This window comes from Nonomuraea monospora (genome assembly GCF_039531895.1).
In the GTDB taxonomy this organism is placed as follows: Bacteria; Actinomycetota; Actinomycetes; order Streptosporangiales; family Streptosporangiaceae; genus Nonomuraea; species Nonomuraea monospora.
In genome coordinates, this window is the sequence record NZ_BAAAQX010000010.1 from 34,550 (window position 1) to 50,566 (window position 16,017).

At 74.5% G+C, this 16,017-nt stretch carries 4 protein-coding genes; 1 reads left to right on the plus strand and 3 read right to left on the minus strand.

Translation table 11 applies throughout. The annotated features are described in order from the left end of the window. Positions 1-21 precede the first annotated feature (21 nt). From ABD331_RS21110 to ABD331_RS21120, 3 genes are read right to left on the minus strand one after another with little or no spacing between them, the layout of a single operon-like run. Positions 22-1,752, minus strand: coding sequence for an ABC transporter ATP-binding protein (locus ABD331_RS21110; protein ID WP_344477272.1), 1,731 nt, complete (start codon positions 1,750-1,752; stop codon positions 22-24). Beyond that, positions 1,709-12,877: an amino acid adenylation domain-containing protein gene (locus ABD331_RS21115; RefSeq protein ID WP_344477274.1), complete on the minus strand. Its 11,169-nt coding sequence runs from the start codon at positions 12,875-12,877 to the stop codon at positions 1,709-1,711. The genes ABD331_RS21110 and ABD331_RS21115 overlap by 44 nt, the downstream gene beginning before the upstream one ends. A 42-nt stretch (positions 12,878-12,919) precedes the next feature. Continuing rightward, positions 12,920-14,722: an ABC transporter ATP-binding protein gene (locus ABD331_RS21120; RefSeq protein WP_344477276.1), complete on the minus strand. Its 1,803-nt coding sequence runs from the start codon at positions 14,720-14,722 to the stop codon at positions 12,920-12,922. Between the two features lie 178 nt (positions 14,723-14,900). Between ABD331_RS21120 and ABD331_RS21125 the strand changes: the two genes are divergently transcribed. Then, positions 14,901-15,992: an alpha/beta hydrolase-fold protein gene (locus ABD331_RS21125; RefSeq protein WP_344477278.1), complete on the plus strand. Its 1,092-nt coding sequence runs from the start codon at positions 14,901-14,903 to the stop codon at positions 15,990-15,992. Positions 15,993-16,017 lie beyond the last annotated feature (25 nt).

Below are 16,017 nucleotides of genomic sequence, written 5' to 3' on the forward strand. Positions count from 1 at the left end.
GTTCGCCTCAAGTGGCGCAGGTCACCTGGCCACCGCCTGGCGGTAGCCCTCGTCCGTGTGCAGCAGGTTGCGATGGGTGTCCTCCGCCGTGATGACGCCACCGTCCAGCACCAGCACCCGATCCGCCGCGTCCAGCAGCGCCGGGCTGCTGGTGATGACGATCATCGTGCGCCCCCGCCGCACCCGCGCCAGGTTCCGGGCGATGAGCTGCTCGGTGACCGCGTCCACCGCCGTCGTCGGATCGTGCAGCACCAGGATGCCGGGGCCGGCGGCCAGGGCGCGGGCCAGGGAGAGGCGCTGGCGCTGCCCGCCGGAGAGGTTCGCGCCGCGGTCGCGCACCTCGTGGTCGAGCCCTTCGCGGTGCAGGGCGACGACGTCGGTCAGCATGGACGCCTCGACGGCGTCCGCCACCGGCAGGCCGGCGCCCGCCGGGTCGAGGTTGGTGCGGACGGTGCCCGCGAAGATCTCCGCGTGGTACGGGTTCACCAGCAGGTGCTCGCGGACCGCCTCGACCGACAGGTCCTTCAGCTCGTGCCCGCTGACCCGCACCACGCCCTCGTAGGCGTCCGGCGGCACGTTCACGGCGAGGATCGCGGCGAGGTCGGCGGCCTCCCGCGCCTGGTAGGCGGCGATCGCCACGAACTCGCCCGCCGGCACGTGGAACTTCAGCCCGTTCAGCGACCCGTAGCGGACGCTGTCGACCTCCAGGTCGCCGTCCGCGGACGGCCGCCCCGTGCCCGGCGTCATGACCGGGGGAGCGGCCAGCACCAGGGCCATCCGGTCCGCCGACGCCCGGGCGATCATCACGTACTTCGGCATCTCCGAGAACAGCTTGAGCGGCTCGATGATGAACTGCGCCAGCCCCACCGCCATGACGAGCTGCCCGATGCTGATCTGTCCGCTCAGCGCCAGCCAGCCCGCCGCCAGGGTGACGGCCGCGGCGAGGATCGCGTTGAGCGCCAGCGCCGCCCCGGCGTACGCGCCGTTGATCCTGGCGACGCTGACCGCCTGGTCCTTCGCCTCGGCGCTGACCTTCCGGTACGTCAGGAACGCCGCGTGGTTGCCGCCGAACCCGTGCAGCGGGCGCAGGCCGGAGATCAGGTCGGCGACCTTGGCGCCCGCCCGCGCGACCCGCGCCTGCTGCTCGCGGGTGCCCTCGCCGATCCGCCTGGACAGCACGCTGAGGATGGTCAGGATCGCGACGGTGCCCACGATCACCAGCACCCCCAGCCAGAGGCTCGCGATGCCCAGCGCGACCGCCGTGATCACCACCGCGACCAGCGAGCTGATCAGCAGCGGCACCACCTCGATGATGTCGGCGGTCTGGTCGGCGTCCTCCGTGGCGATGGTCAGCACCTCGCCCGATTTGAGGTCCGTGTCCCTGGCCACCGGCTGCAGCCCGCGGTCGGCGACCAGCACCCGCCAGCGGTGCGCCTCGGTCGTGTTGGCCTTCTGCAGGATGCGCATCCCGAACCGCCACGACAGCGACACCGTCGTGATGATCACGGCCAGCGCCGCGATCGACCACCCGAGCGAGGCGAGGCTGCGCTCCTGCAGCGCGTGCTCGACGATCAGACCGAGCGCGATCGGGAACGCGGTCTCGCCCGCCTGGTACAGCCCCATGAGCAGGGTGCCGCCCGCCATGGCGCCCGCGTTGCGCCGCAGCGCGGTCCTGAGGATCCGGGAGCCGGTACGGGGCTCCCGCGGCTCAGTGCCGCTCATCGAGGTGCCGCTCATCGAGGTGCCGCTCATCGAGGTGCCGCTCATCGAGGTGCCGGGCGATCGCTTCGGGGGTACGCAGCGCGAACAGGTCGCGGATGGTGACCACGGGCCCGTACTCGCGGCGGAGCAGCCCGGCCAGCCGCACCGCCAGCATGGAGTGCCCGCCGAGGGACACGAAGTCGCTCACCGCGCTCACCTCGTCGTCGTCCAGGTCCAGTGCCTCGGCGAACAGCTCGCACACCGCCCTCTCCGTGTCGGTCGCCGGGCCGCGCTCGGCCGACGTGGTCAGCGCTCCCAGCGGCTTGGCCTCGGGCAGCGCCTTGGTGTCGGCCTTCCCGTTGACGGTCAGCGGGATGGCGTCCACCTGAGCGTAGTGGGTGGGCCGCAGGTAGTCCGGCAGCCCCGCCCCGACCTCGGCGGCCACCGCCGCGAGATCCGTCCCGTCCAGTACGAGGTAGGCGGCCAGCCGGTAGGCGCCGTCCACCTGCGGGTCGGACTGGGCGACGGCGGCGGCGAACCGCACCGCCGGGTGCGCCGCGAACGCCGCCTCCACCTCGCCCAGCTCGACCCGGTGCCCCCGGATCTTGACCTGCTGGTCGGTGCGGCCCAGGTACATCAGGTTCCCGTCGGGCCGCCGCAGCACGAGGTCGCCCGTGCGGTACATGCGCTCGCCCGGCTCGCCGAACGGGCACGCGACGAACCGGTGCGCGCTCTGGCCAGGCTGCCCGAGGTAGCCGCGGGCGATGCCGACGCCCGACACGTACAGCTCGCCGGGCACGCCGTCGGGCACCGGCCGCAGCCAGGCGTCCAGCACGTAGACGCCGGTGTTGTCGATGGGCACGCCGACGACCGGGTCCGGGCACTCGAACGTGCCGACGCCGAGGGTGTTGATGGTGTACTCGGTGGGGCCGTACAGGTTGTAGCCGACCGTCCCCTCGGTCTCGGCGAGCCGCCGCCACAACCCCGGCGTGACCGCCTCGCCGCCCAGCAGCACCAGCGGCGGACGCCGCGCCGGGTCGTCCAGCAGGCCCTCCGCGACCAGTTGCTGCGCGTAGGTGGGGGTCACGTTGATGACGTCGATGCGGTGGTCGAGGCAGTACTCGACCAGGCGGGGCGCGTCGCGCCGCAGCTCCTCGTCACAGACGTGCACCTCGTGGCCGTCCGCCAGCCACAGCAGCTCCTCCCACGACATGTCGAACGCGAACGACACGGTGTGCGCGATCCGGAAGACCCGGTGGCCGTGCTCCGCCAGCACCGGCTCGAAGATCCGGCGCTGATGGTTGATCAGCATGTTGGTGAGCCCGGCGTACTCCGTCACCACGCCCTTCGGCTTGCCGGTCGAGCCCGAGGTGTAGATCGTGTACGCGGGGTGCCGCAGCCGGTCCGGGTCACCGGGCGCGAACGTCACGAACGGCTCCGCCTCCGGGAGCGGCCGGTCCAGCTCGATCAGCTCGCCGCTGAGCCGGGGCGAGACGGAGCTGACGGTGAGGATCACGTCGGGGCGGGCGTCCGCGACGATCGCGGCGATCCGCTCGTCGGGGTGGTCCAGCTCCAGCGGCACGTACGCCGCCCCTGCCCGCAGCACGGCGAACAGCGCCACGATCGAGTCGAGCGAACGCGGGATCGCCAGCCCCACGGTCGTCTCAGGCCCGAGGCCGCGACCGGCGAGCACCCCGGCCACGGCCCGGCTGCGGTCCCGCAACTGCGCGAACGTCATGCTGCGGCCGTGCGAGACGAGCGCGACCCGGTCAGGATGGCGGTCGGCCGCCAGGTCGAACCGGTCCACCACCGTGTCGGTGCCGATGCCGGTGCGCTCGACCGGCGTCGGCACGGGGCCCAGACCGGGCAGCGCGCCCACGGGCCCGCTCCAGCGGGCCAGGTCGTCGAGCACGCGCAGGTAGTCGTCGAGGAGCCGGCGGGCGCGCGCGGTGTCCCTGTCGCGGTACTCCAGCTTGACCGTGAGCTGCTCGCCCGGCGTGACGACCCAGGTGAACGGGTAGTGCGTGGAGTCGTCGGCCCGCTCGGCGACGATGCCGTGGCGGGCGTTCCGCTCGGCGAACGCGTCCAGGTCGAGGAAGTTCTGCAGCACGAAGAGGTTGTCGAAGAGGGTGTCGTGCCCGCTGCCGCGCTGGATCTCGCCCAGCCCCAGGTGCTCGTGCTCCATCGCCGCCACCCTGGCCGCCTGCACGTCCGACAGGTACTCGCGCACCGTGTCGCCCGGCCTGGCCCTCGTCCACATGGGGACGGTGTTGAGCAGCACGCCGACGATGCCGGACAGGCCCTCGCCCTCCCGCCCCGAGACGGTCACGCCGAACACCGCGTCCGAGCGGCCGGTGTGCGCGCCGAGCAGCAGGCCGAACGCGCCGGTCAGCACCGAGTTCAGCGTGACGCCGTGCGCCCTGGCCGCCTCCCGCAGCAGCCGCGACCGCTCCGCCGTCAGCGTGTGCACCAGCGCGGACGGCAGCTCGTCCGGCAGGGACGGCGACGGGCCGGCGAGCAGCGTCGGGCCGGGCAGGCCCGCCAGGTGCTCCGCCCAGAAGCGTTCGGACGCGGCGACGTCCCTGGCGGCCAGCGCCCTGGCGTGCTCCTCGAAGCTCGGCGCGGACGGCACAGGGACCGGCGGCTGCCCGGCCACGATGGCCGCGTAGGCGTCGAACAGCTCCCGCAGCACGATCTCGCGCGACCAGCCGTCCCACAGCAGCAGGTGGTAGCTCAGCAGCAGGCCGTCGTGGCCGGGCAGCCGCACCACCGTCAGCCGGATCAGCGGCGCCTCGCCGGGATCGAAGCCCGTGTCGCGGTCCCGCGCGCACAGCGCCTCGGCCGCCGCCTCGTCCGGCAGCTCCACCGTGCGGACCCGCACCCGCCGTCCCGCCGCGAGCACCTGCACCGGGTTTCCGTCGGCGTCGGTGCTGAAACCGGCGCCAACGGACGGGTGCCTGGCGATCACGTACGCCATCGCCTCGGCCAGCGCGCCGGCGTCCAGCCGCCGGTCGAAGGTGAAGTAGCTCTGGGCGACGTAGTGCCCGGCGGGGCCGGTGAGCTGGGCCTGGAAGTACAGGCCGCGTTGCAGCGGGGTCACCGGCGCCGTGCGCTCCGCCGTGGCGCAGGCGTCCGCGACGCGCTCCAGCGCGCGCCGCCAGTGCTCGGCCAGCTCATCGGGTACGCCGTCGGCCAGCGTGAACGTGGCATGCAGGCTCCCCGTGGCGGTGTCGAGCCAGGCGTTCACCTCGGCGGCGTACGGGCTGCCCTGGTCGCCGCCGCTGATCCGCACCGCCGCCGCCTCGCTGGCCGGGCCCAGGTAGTTGAACAGCACCTGCGGGCGCGCGGCCAGCAGCGGGGCGGTCTGCGGGTTGAGATACCGGAGCCGTCCGTAGCCGGCGTGCCCGCGCTCGTCCGGCTGCCGCCCGGCCAGCTCGCGGGCCGCCGCCACCGGGTCGGTGTGCGGGGACAGCCGCACGGGCGCGATCGCGGTGAACCAGCCGACCGTACGCGTGTAGTCGTGGTGGCCGAGCACCGGGACGCGGCCGTGCCGCTCCAGCTCGAGCGCCAGATCGGCGGGCGACGCCTGGACGTGCGTGAGCGCGGCCCGCAGCGCGCCGCACAGCAGCTCGGTGAGGCCGACGCCGAGCGCGGCCGGTGCGGTGCGCGTCACCAGGGCCGACAGCTCGGGCGCCAGCTCCACCGCGACCTCCCGCGACCCGCTCGCCACCGGCAGCAGCGGGGGCGCTTCGAGCGTCTCCAGCCAGTGGCCGAGGTCGTCGATCGGCTGGGCCGACTGTGCCGCCAGCGCGTCGGCGTACTCGGCGTAGGAGGTGGTGGGGTGCGGCAGGGGCGTTCCGCGCAGGGCGGCGTTCAGGTCGTCCAGGAGGATCAGCCAGGAGACCGCGTCCACGGCGAGATGGTGAGCGGTGATCACCAGGGTGCGGCTCGGCTCCAGCCACGAGAACGCGATCACCTGCCCGGCCTCGGGGTCGAGCCGTCCCGCCGCCTCGTTCGCCGCCGCCGTGGCGTCGGGCGCGTCCGTGCGGACGACGGCGACCTCGGTGGCGGGCTCGGTGCGCAACGTCCACACCCCGTGCTCGGTTCGCAGACGGAGGCGGAGGATGGGGTGGGCGGACACTACGGCTTTCGCGGCGCGCTCCGCGTCCTGGAAGCCGGTGCCCTCCGGGGTCACGAGTGTTCTGGCCTGGGCGAAGCGTGCCAGGGAGCCGCCCAGCTCGCGTTGCCTCAGGATGATCGGCGTCGGGGCCAGCGGGCCGTCCGCTGCACGGGCCGGTGCTGCGGTGGGCTGGTCCGTGGCAGGCGGCGCGGTGGTGGCCAGGATCGCGGCGAGGGCTCGGGGCGTCTTGTGCAGGAAGAGGTCCCTGGGGGAGATCGGCAGGCCGAGGGCTCTGGCGCGGTTGACCACGCTGATGGCGATGATGCTGTCGCCGCCCGCCATGAAGAAGTCGGTGTCGGCGTCCGCCTCGGAGCCGGGCAGCGCCTCGGCGAAGATGCCGGTCAGCGAGGCGAGCGCCGGGAAGTCCTGCGCGCCCGGCGCGAGGACTCCGCCGGACACGACGGCACCGCCGGACACGACGGCACCGCCGGGCGGGAGGGCTCCGCCGGGCGCGACGGCTTCACCGGCCGCGACGGTGGGCGTCGTGGACGGGGTGGCGGGTTCGGTGCGGGACGCGTGTTCACGCAACGCCTGCCGGTCCAGCTTGCCGTTGACCGTCAGCGGCAGGGCGTCCACAGAAAGCACCCGCCCCGGCACCATGTACGCGGGCAGCTTCTCCGCCAGCGACCCGGCCACGTCACCGGCCGCCTCACCCACCACGTGCGCGACCAGGTGATCACCGCTGTCCGCCACCGTGACGGCCGCGTCCACCACCCCGCCCAGCTCCCTGATCGCGCTCTCCACCTCGCCGAGCTCCACCCGGAACCCCTTGAGCTGCACCTGGTCGTCGGCCCGCCCGGCGAAGACCAGCTCGCCGCCGAGCGTCCGCCGCGCCAGGTCGCCCGTGTGGTACATGCGCGAGCCGTCCCCCGCGAACGGGTCCGCCACGAACCGGCTCGCGGTCAGCTCCGGCCTGCCCAGGTAGCCGAGCGACACCTGTTCGCCGGCGACGTAGATGGCGCCGACCCGGCCCGGCGGCACCGGCCGCAACCGGTCGTCGAGCAGGTACGTGACCAGGCCGGGGATCGGGCCGCCGATGGGGCTGACGTCGTCGCGGGCCGCGAAGTCCGCGCCGGTCAGCACCCGGTGGGTGACGTGCACGGTGGTCTCGGTGATGCCGTACATGTTGACCAGCTCGGGAGAGGCGGCGCCGTACCGCTCGACCCAGCCGCGCAACCGGCCCAGGTCCAGCGCCTCGCCGCCGAAGACGATCACCCGCAGTGAGGTGAGCGGCTCGCCGGCGTGCCGGTCGGCCTCGATGAGCTGGTAGAACGCGGACGGCGTCTGGTTGAGGACGGTGACGCCGCGCTCGCGTATCAGGCGGTGGAAGTCGACGGGGGAGCGGGTCAGCCCGTACTCGGGCACCAGCAGCTCGCCGCCGTGCGCGAGCGCGCCCCACAGCTCCCACACCGCGAAGTCGAAGGAGGCGGAGTGGAACTGCACCCACACGTCGTCCGGGCCGAACCGCAGGTCGTGGCGGGTGTTCGCGAGCAGCGCCACCACGCTGGAGTGCGGGACGACGACGCCCTTGGGCCTGCCCGTCGAGCCCGAGGTGTAGATCACGTACGCCGGGTCGTGCGGGGCGGCCCCCGGTCCGTCCGTGGCGGCGGGCGGTGGTGGCTCGTCTCCTTGGACGAGCACGCGGGCCTCGATGCCCGCCCTGGCCGCCAGGTCCGTGAGGCGGTCGCGCTGGTGGTGGTCCACGAGGATGACGCGCGGGGCGGCGTCGGTGAGGACGTACTGGAGGCGTTCGTCCGGGTATGCCGTGTCCAGGGGGACGTAGGCGGCGCCCGCGGTGACGACGGCGATCAGCGCGGCGACCTGTTCGGCGGAGCGGGGGAGGGCGACGGCCACCCGTTCGCCCGGCCCGGCTCCGGCGGCGCACAGTGCGGCGGCCAGGCGGTCCTTGGCCTGTGCCAGCTCGGCGTAGGTGAGTGACCTGGTGCTGCCGTCCAGCGCGCACTGGGTGACGGCGGTGGCGCCGGGACTCCGGCGCGCGGCGGCGTCGAAAAGGCCGCCCAGCGTCGCCGGAGCGGGGCCGGGCAACTCGCCGTGCGCCCCAGGGGCCGCCCCCGGTGCCGCCGCAGGGGTCGCGATCGGGGCTGAGGTCGGGGTCGCGGCAGGGGCTGCGGTCGAGGCCGGGCGCCGGTCGAGCGCGCTCGCCAGGCCGCTCGCCAGGTCGTCCGGCCGCGTGAGCAGCCCGGTGAGCGTCCGCGTGAACGTGCCCAGGATCGCCCGCGCGTCCGCCTCCCGCGCCACCTCCCCGTCGTAGATCAGGTTGAACCGGGTGCCCCCGTCCGGCGCCCGCTCCACCACCAGCGTCAGCGGATAGTGCGGCGCCCCCTCGTTCACGACCCCGGTGATGGCCAGCGCATCCCCGCGCAGCTCGCTCACGTCGGTGGCCACGTCGAACACCACCAGCGTGTCGAACAGCGGCCCGCCCCCGGCCTGCCGCCCGATCCTGGCCAGCGACACGTGCTGGTGCGGCAGCACCGCGCTCTGATGCTCCCGCACCGACCCGAGCAGCTCTCCCGAGGTGGTGCCGCCGCCCCACCGGACGCGTACGGGAATGGTGTTGATGAACAGTCCCACCATGTCCTCGATGCCGGGCACCTGCGCGTCCCGTCCGGACACGGTGGAGCCGAAGACCACGTCCCGGCTGTGCAGGATGCCGCCCAGGGTGAGCGCCCAGGCGCCGTGCACGGCGACGCTCAGCGGCACCCCGGCCGAGCGGGCGGCGGCGTCGAGGTCGTGGTCCGGCTCCACGGCGGTGTCGGCGTACCGGCCGGAGGGGGTGTGGCCCTCGGCGACCAGCGAGGGGCCGGGCAGGCCCGCGAGCTGCTCGCGCCACACCCGGTCGCTCGCCTCGTCGTCGCGCCCGGCGAGCCACCGCACGTAGGCGGGGAAGCCGCCGAGCGGGCGCACGCTGCCGGGCGCGTGGTACTCGGCCAGCAGCGCGCGCAGCATGGCCGGCACCGACCAGCCGTCGGCGATGATGTGGTGCACGGTCTGCACGAGGACGTGCCCGCCGGCGGCCGCCCGGATGAGCGTGTACCGCATGAGCGGGCCGGTGGCCAGGTCGAATCCGGCGCGGCGGTCGCGTTCGGCGTGGTCGCGGATCTCCTCGTCCGTCATGCCGGGGTGTTCGAGCGTGGTGAAGGGCGCGACCGCGCCGCTCTCCAGCACCGAGATGACCCGCCCGTCGTCGAGCGCGACGAACCGCGCGGCCAGGTTCGGGTAGAGGGTGAGCAGCCGGGTGGCCGCCGCGGCGAGGCGGTCGGCGTCCACGTCGCCGTCCAGCGTGAGCAACTGCTGCTCGACGTAGCTGCCCGCCGAGTCGTCGTCGAAGACCGAGTGGAAGTACAGGCCCTCCTGCAGCGGGGTGAGCGGCAGCAGGTCGCGCAGGGCCGGGCCGTCGAGGGCGTCCACGTCGGCCTGGGTCAGGGGCAGCGGCCGGAAGTCGCTGGGGGAGTGGCCGCCCTGGTCGAGCGCGGCCAGGCCCGCGAGGGCGGCCAGGAAGTACGCGCCGATCGCGGCGGCGTCGTCGTCACTGAAGACGCCCTCCGGCCAGGAGATGGCGGTGACCAGCTCGTACGCGCCGGTGGGCCCTGGCTCGGCGATCGCGTTGAACTCCAGGGCGCGCGGCAGCCGCATCGCGGGGTCGCGCCGCTCGCCGAGCTGCCCGGTCGCCCCCGCGAGCTGCCAATCCCCGGACGTGCCCGCCTCGAAGCGGCCCAGGTAGTTGAAGAGCACCTGCGGCGCGGGCGCGTCGAACGCGGCGCCGGCCAGGTAACGCAGCACGCCGTAGGACAGGCCGTTGCCCGGCACCCGGGCGAGGTCCTCCTTGACCGCCTTCAGCGCGGCGGCCAGGTAGCCGGGATCGGTGAGGTCGGCCGCCGCGCCGGGGTCCACGACCACCGGGAACAGCGTGGTGAACCACCCCACGGTCCGCGACAGGTCCGGCTCTGGACCCGTCACGTGCCGCGCCTCCCTGCCGTGCCCCTCCAGCTCGATGTGCGCGAACGTCTGATCCTGCCCCAGGTCGCGGCGCCATCGGGCGAGGGCGACGGCCAGCGCGGTCAGCAGCACGTCGTTCACCCCGGCGTGGAACCGGGCGGGGATCTCGCCCAGCAGCGCGGCGGTGACCTCGGGCCCGGCGGTGACGACGCGCACCTGCTCGCGGGCGACGGTGTCGTCCCCGGACAGCGGGCGCCTGCCGATCGGTCCGTCCGGTCCCGGCAGGGGGCGGCGGTAGTGGGCGAGGTCCGCGTCGAACGGTGTCCGCTCCAGCAACTGCGTCCAGCGGCGGAACGACGTGCGCACCGGGGGCAGCTCGATCGGCGCGCCCGACGTGAGTTGCCGCCACGCCGTGGCCAGGTCGTCCATGAGGATCCGCCAGGACACGCCGTCGATCACCACGTGGTGCGCGGCCACGACGAGCTGGCGGGACGCGCGACGCCAGACGGCGGCCAGCATGGTGCCGCCGTCCGGATCCAGGGCGGAGACGGCGAGGTCGGCGCACTCGCCGGGCGGCCGGTCGCTCTCCTGCCACCTGACCGCCGCCCCCTCGGCCTCCGGGACGTCGAAGCCCCAGCGGTCGCCGCGCGTCAGCCTGGCCCGCAGCATGTCGTGCCGCCCTGCCAGGGCGGTGAGGATCGCGTCGAGCGCCTCCGCCGTCAGGTCCGCCGGGGTGTTCAGCACGACCGACTGGGCGAAGCCGTCCACGGCACCGGTGGTCTCGCCGAGCCAGCGCACGATGGGCGAGCCCGTGACGGGGCCGGTCGCGACGTCCTCGTGGTCGGTGGCGGAGTCGTCCTCGCGCCTGGCCACCGCCGCCAGCGCGCCCAGGGTGACGCTGGTGAAGATCTCCGTCGCGGTGACGTGCAGGCCCGCCTCGCGCAGCGCGCCCAGCAGCGAGATCGCCAGCAGGCTGTCGCCGCCGAGCTGGAAGAAGTTACCGTCCGCGCCGACCTCGTCCATGCCCAGCACGGACGCGACGGCCGCGCACACCACCCGCTCCTCCTCGGTGACGGGCGCGGCGATCGGGCCGGGACCCATCGACGGCTCCGGCAGCGCGCGCCGGTCCAGCTTGCCGTTCTCGGTGAGCGGGAACTCCGTCATCACCACGACGTGCGCGGGCACCATGTAGTCGACCATGTTCCGCGCCGCCCAGGCGGTGACGTCGTCAGGACGCAGGCCCTCGCCGCCCGCCGCCGGGATCACGTAGCCCACCAGGTAGGTGCCGCCCGCGGTGTTCTTCTTCGCCACGACGCACGCGTGCCGCACGCCGGGGTGCTCGGTGAGCCCGGCCTCGACGTCCTCCAGCTCCAGCCGCATGCCGCGGATCTTGATCTGGTTGTCGGCCCGGCCGAGGAAGTCCAGCGAACCGTCAGGGGTGAAACGGGCCAGGTCGCCGGTCCGGTAGAGGCGGGAGCCGTCCGACGCGAAGGGGTTGGCCACGAAGCGGGAGGAGGTCAGGCCGGGCGCGCCGGCGTAGCCGCGTCCCAGGAGGAAGCCGCCCACGTACAGCTCGCCACCCACCCCGACCGGGACCGGGCGCAGCTCGTCGTCCAGCACGTACAGCTGAGTGTTGGGGTTGGCCTTGCCGATCGAGGTGGTCAGCCGCTCCGCCGCGCCCCGGTAGATGACGTGGGAGACGCCGATCGTCGTCTCCGCCGGGCCGTAGCCGTGGTAGAGGGGGATGCCGAGCAGCTTGCGGAACCGCTCGTACAGCTCCGGGGTGAGCACCTCGCCGCCGCACCACACGTGCCGCAGGCTGTCCAGCCGCCCGGAGTCGCCCGCCATCTCCAGCAGCACGTCCAGCATGGACGACACGAGGTAGGTGAACGTGACGCGCTGCCCGGCGATCACGCTCAGCAGGTGGTGCGGGTCGCGTTCGCCGCCGGGCCGCAGCACCACCAGCCTGCCGCCGCGCACCAGCGGCAGGAAGATCTCGTTGATGGAGATGTCGAACGACAGCGGGGCCTTGAACAGCGCCGCGTCGTCGGGGCCGAAGCGCAGGATCTCGCCGGCCTGCCACAGCAGCCGCTCGCTGATCGCCTCGTGCCGGATCATCGCGCCCTTGGGCCGTCCCGTCGAACCCGACGTGAAGATCACGTACGCCAGGGCGGGCCCGGCGATGGGAATCTCGGGGTCCTCGGCGGGGTAGGAGCCGTAGCGCCAGCCGTCGAGATCGACGGCCACGGCCTCGGGCTCGCCCCCGGCGTGCTCGCCCGAGCGGTTGAGCTGCGCGACGAGCCCCGCGTCGGCGATGACGACCGCGCGGCGCGCGGCCGGCCAGCGCGGGTCGAGCGGCACGAACGCGCACCCGGCCATGAGCACGCCGAGCAGGCCGATCACCATGTCGGCCGAGCGCTCCAGTGAGATGCCGACGACCTGCTCGGCGGTGAGGCCGCGGCCGATCAGGTGATGGGCGAGCTGGCTCGCCAGGGCGGACGTCTCGCGGTAGGTCAGGGAGCGGTGCCCGTCCACCACGGCGACGGCGTCCGGCCTGGTGCGCACCTGCTCGCGGAACAACTCCACGATGGTCGGGCGGTCCCGCTCGGCCCCGGTGTCGTTCCACTGCGCCAGGGTGCGCAGCCGGTCCGCCAGGGTGGACGGGCCGATGGTGGCGAGCGGCCGGTCGGGGAAGTCGGCCAGGTCGTCCAGCGCGAGCTGCGCGTCGGCCGCCGTGACGCCCTCGGGGACGGCGATGCTCAGCCCGTCGTCGGCCACCTCCCAGCCCGCGGGCGCGCGCCCGCCGTCGCCCGCCCAGCCGATCACGTCGGTGAAGAGCGTGCCGGGGGCCAGGTCGAGGCCGTCGATGAGGGACGTGCCGGGGGCGCGGCCCTCAGTGCCGTTGCCCGCCGCCCAGTACGCCAGCCCGATGGCGCACGCCTCTGCCAGGGTCCTGTCGGGATGTTCGCCGATCCGCCGGCGCAGGCCGGCCAGCCGTGCGGAAGAAAGCGTGACGAGACGGGCGCTTGGTTCCAACATCGCAGACTCAGCCATCCCCTTCGGTAACCTCCATCTGATCGCCTATCCGGCGTCCCGCCACGCCCGCCACAGCCGCGCGTAGCGGCCGTCCAGGGCGACGAGCTCCTCATGCGTTCCCTGCTCCACCACGCGGCCCGCGTCCAGCACGGCGATGCGGTCCGCCGCCATCGCCTGCGTCAGCCGGTGCGCCACGAACAGCGCGGTACGCCCCCGGCACGCCGCCAGCACGGCCCGCTCCAGCTCGGCGGCGCCCTGGCTGCCCGCCTCCGCGGTCGACTCGTCCAGCACCACGACCGGCGCCCGGCCCAGGACCAGCCGGGCCAGCGCGAGCTGGGCGACCCTGGTGCCGTCCAGCCGCTCGCCGCCCTCGCCGACCACGGTGTCCAGCCCGCCGGGCAGCGCCTCGGCCCACGCGCCCGCGCCCGCCGTGCGCAGCGCGTCCCACAGCTCGGCGTCCGTCGCCTCCGGCGCGGCCAGCCGCAGGTCGTCGGCGAGCGAGCCGGAGAACACGTGCGTCTCCTGCGTCAGGATGCTCGCCAGGACGCGCGCCCCCGCCTCGTCCAGGTCGGCCAGGTCGGTCGAGCCGATGCGCACCGACCCGGCCTGCGGGGCGCCGATGCCCGCGATCAGCGCCGCCAGCGTCGACTTGCCCGCGCCCGTAGCGCCCACCAGCGCGAGCGAACGGCCCGCCGGGATCTCCAGGTCCACGTCCAGCAGGACCGGCCGCTCGGACCCTGGGTAGCCGAACGTCAGCCCCGCCACCTTCACCGGGTACGGTCCCGCGCCCGCCGGCGTGACGGCCGCCTCGCCCACCAGCCGCTCCTCGGTGGACTCGCTCAGCACCCCGACCAGCCGGGTCAGGCTCGCGCCTGCCTTCTGCGCCTCGTCGAAGGTGAACATGATGGCGCCCAGCGGGTTGAACAGCCGGTGGAACAGCAGCGGCGCCACCGACGCCTCGCCCAGGGTGACGGCCCCGGCCTCCAGCAGCACGTACCCCGTCACGATGATCAGGACCAGCCCGATGAACTCGGCGCGGTTCTCCCTGCCGACGAACCGGCCGAAGAAGCGGAACACCTCGATGCCGAGATCGCGCACCCGCCACGACTCGCGGGCGACCCGCTCGCGGAAGACGCCCTCCAGCCGGTAGGCGCGCACGGTGTCGATCCCGTTCAGCCCGCTGATCAGCGCCTGCGCGCGGTCGGCCTGGGCCTCCCGCTGCGCCCGGTACAGCGGCGCGGAGCGGGGCAGGTACCAGCGCAGCGCCAGCGCGTACGCGGGCAGCGCCCCCGCGCCCGCCAGGCCGAGCCGCCAGTCCAGCCCGAACATGCCCACCGTGGCGACCGCGACCAGCACCCCCGAGGACAGCACCGTGGGCACGGCCTGCCGGATGCCCTTCGACACCACGGCCACGTCGTCGCCGACCCTGGACAGCACGTCGCCGTGCCCGACCTGCTCGATCCGGGCGCTCGGCATGCCGAGCACGGCCCGTACGGCGCCTTCACGCAGCCGCGCCAGCATTTCCGCGCCGAGCCGCCCGATCAGGTACGCCGACGCCGCGGTGGCCGCCGCCCCGAGCAGCGCGGAAGCGACCAGCAGCACCCCGATCGTGACCAGGATCGACTGCGGCTCGCCCGCCGTCACCCCGTCCACCACCCGTCCGAGCAGCAGCAGAGGCAGCACCTGGAGCGCCGCGCCGGCGACCGTGGTGAGCGCGGCGGCGGCCGTCAGCCACGGGGCCTCGCGGCAGGCCGCGACGACCCAGCGGGTGGCCTCGCGGCCGCTCGCCGTGCGCAGGATCGCCGGTCCTTGCCCGGTGGCGCGGGTCTCGGCGGCGGTCACGTCCACGCCGCGGCGGACGGCGCCACCGGTGATCGCCGTGGGGTCGTCGTCACAGTCGTTGCCTGGAAGAGCATCCGGAATCCCTCGCTGTCCGCTGCACACTCGCCGAGCCAGGGAAACCGTAACATGCTGATATTAGGTAAGGCTAACCTTGCTTAACGCTACGACCGTGAGGACGGGCCGCATGGACGACACCTTCGCCGAATTCGGCTTACCCGGCGAACCGGGCACCGACGCGTTCTGGGCGGCCGCGGCCTCACCCGCGTGGAAGCCCGACGGCGCGGGCGGCTGGACGGCCCTGTTCCTGTGGCGCGGATCGTTCGCGACCGTCGACTTCGAGAGCTGGTCGCCGCCCGTCCCGCTGCGCCGGTGGGGCGGCACGGACTGCTGGTACGCCGAGGTGGCCGTGCCCGCGCGGCTGCGGGTCACCTACCGCCTGCGCGCCGGGGACGCGGCCTGCGCCGACCCGCTCAACCCGGTGGGCGCCGGCGGCGAGCTGTCCATCGCCGCCGCCCCCGACGCGCCGCCGCAGCCGCACTGGCCCGCCGTCGGCGCCGCCGACGTCCTGCCGCTCCCGTCCACCCGCCTGCGCTGGACCAGCGAACGGCTCGGCGGGCGGCGCACCGTGCGCGTGCACCCGGCCGGCGGCGGCGGGCCTGTCGTGCTGCTGCTGGACGGGGACGACTGGCTGTACCTGCATCCGGCCATGACCGCGTTCGACTCGGCCGTCGCCGCGGGGGAGCTGCCTCCCGTCACGCTCGTCTTCGTGCCCGTCAGGGACCGGGAGGCCGAGTTCGCGTGCAGGCCCGAGCTGTGGGAGGCGATCAGGGACGAGCTGCTGCCGCTGGTGGCGGACTGCGGGGTGCCCGCCTCGCCGTCCCGGACGGTGGTCGCGGGGCAGAGCCTCGGCGGGCTGAGCGCGATGTACGCGGCGCTGGAGTTTCCCGGGCTGGTGACGGGGCTCGCCTGCCAGTCGCCGTCGTTCTGGTGGGGGCCCGGTGTCGACGGCCTGGCGGACCCCATGGACGGCCCGGCCGGAGGCGCCGTCGCGGCGCGCCTGCGTGGGCGGCCTGACCTGTCCGGGGTGCGGGTGGCGTTCGACGTGGGGGAGCACGAGGGGCGGATGTTGCCGCACTGCGAGCTGGTCGAGCGCCTGGCCGGGGAGGCGGGCGCGACGGTGCGGGTGTCGCGGTCGCCTTCCGGGCACGATCGGGCGGCCTGGCGGCACGCGCTGCTGCGGGACGTCGCCTGGGTGCTGTCGGGCGACGACGCGTAGATGACGACGCCTGGATGAGGGCGCG

Coding starts and splice junctions, on each gene's coding strand:
- ABD331_RS21110 (WP_344477272.1), bottom strand. CDS start 1,752: ATGAGCGGCACCTCGATGAGCGGCACCTCGATGAGCGGCACTGAGCCG.
- ABD331_RS21125 (WP_344477278.1), top strand. CDS start 14,901: ATGGACGACACCTTCGCCGAATTCGGCTTACCCGGCGAACCGGGCACC.
- ABD331_RS21115 (WP_344477274.1), bottom strand. CDS start 12,877: ATGTTGGAACCAAGCGCCCGTCTCGTCACGCTTTCTTCCGCACGGCTG.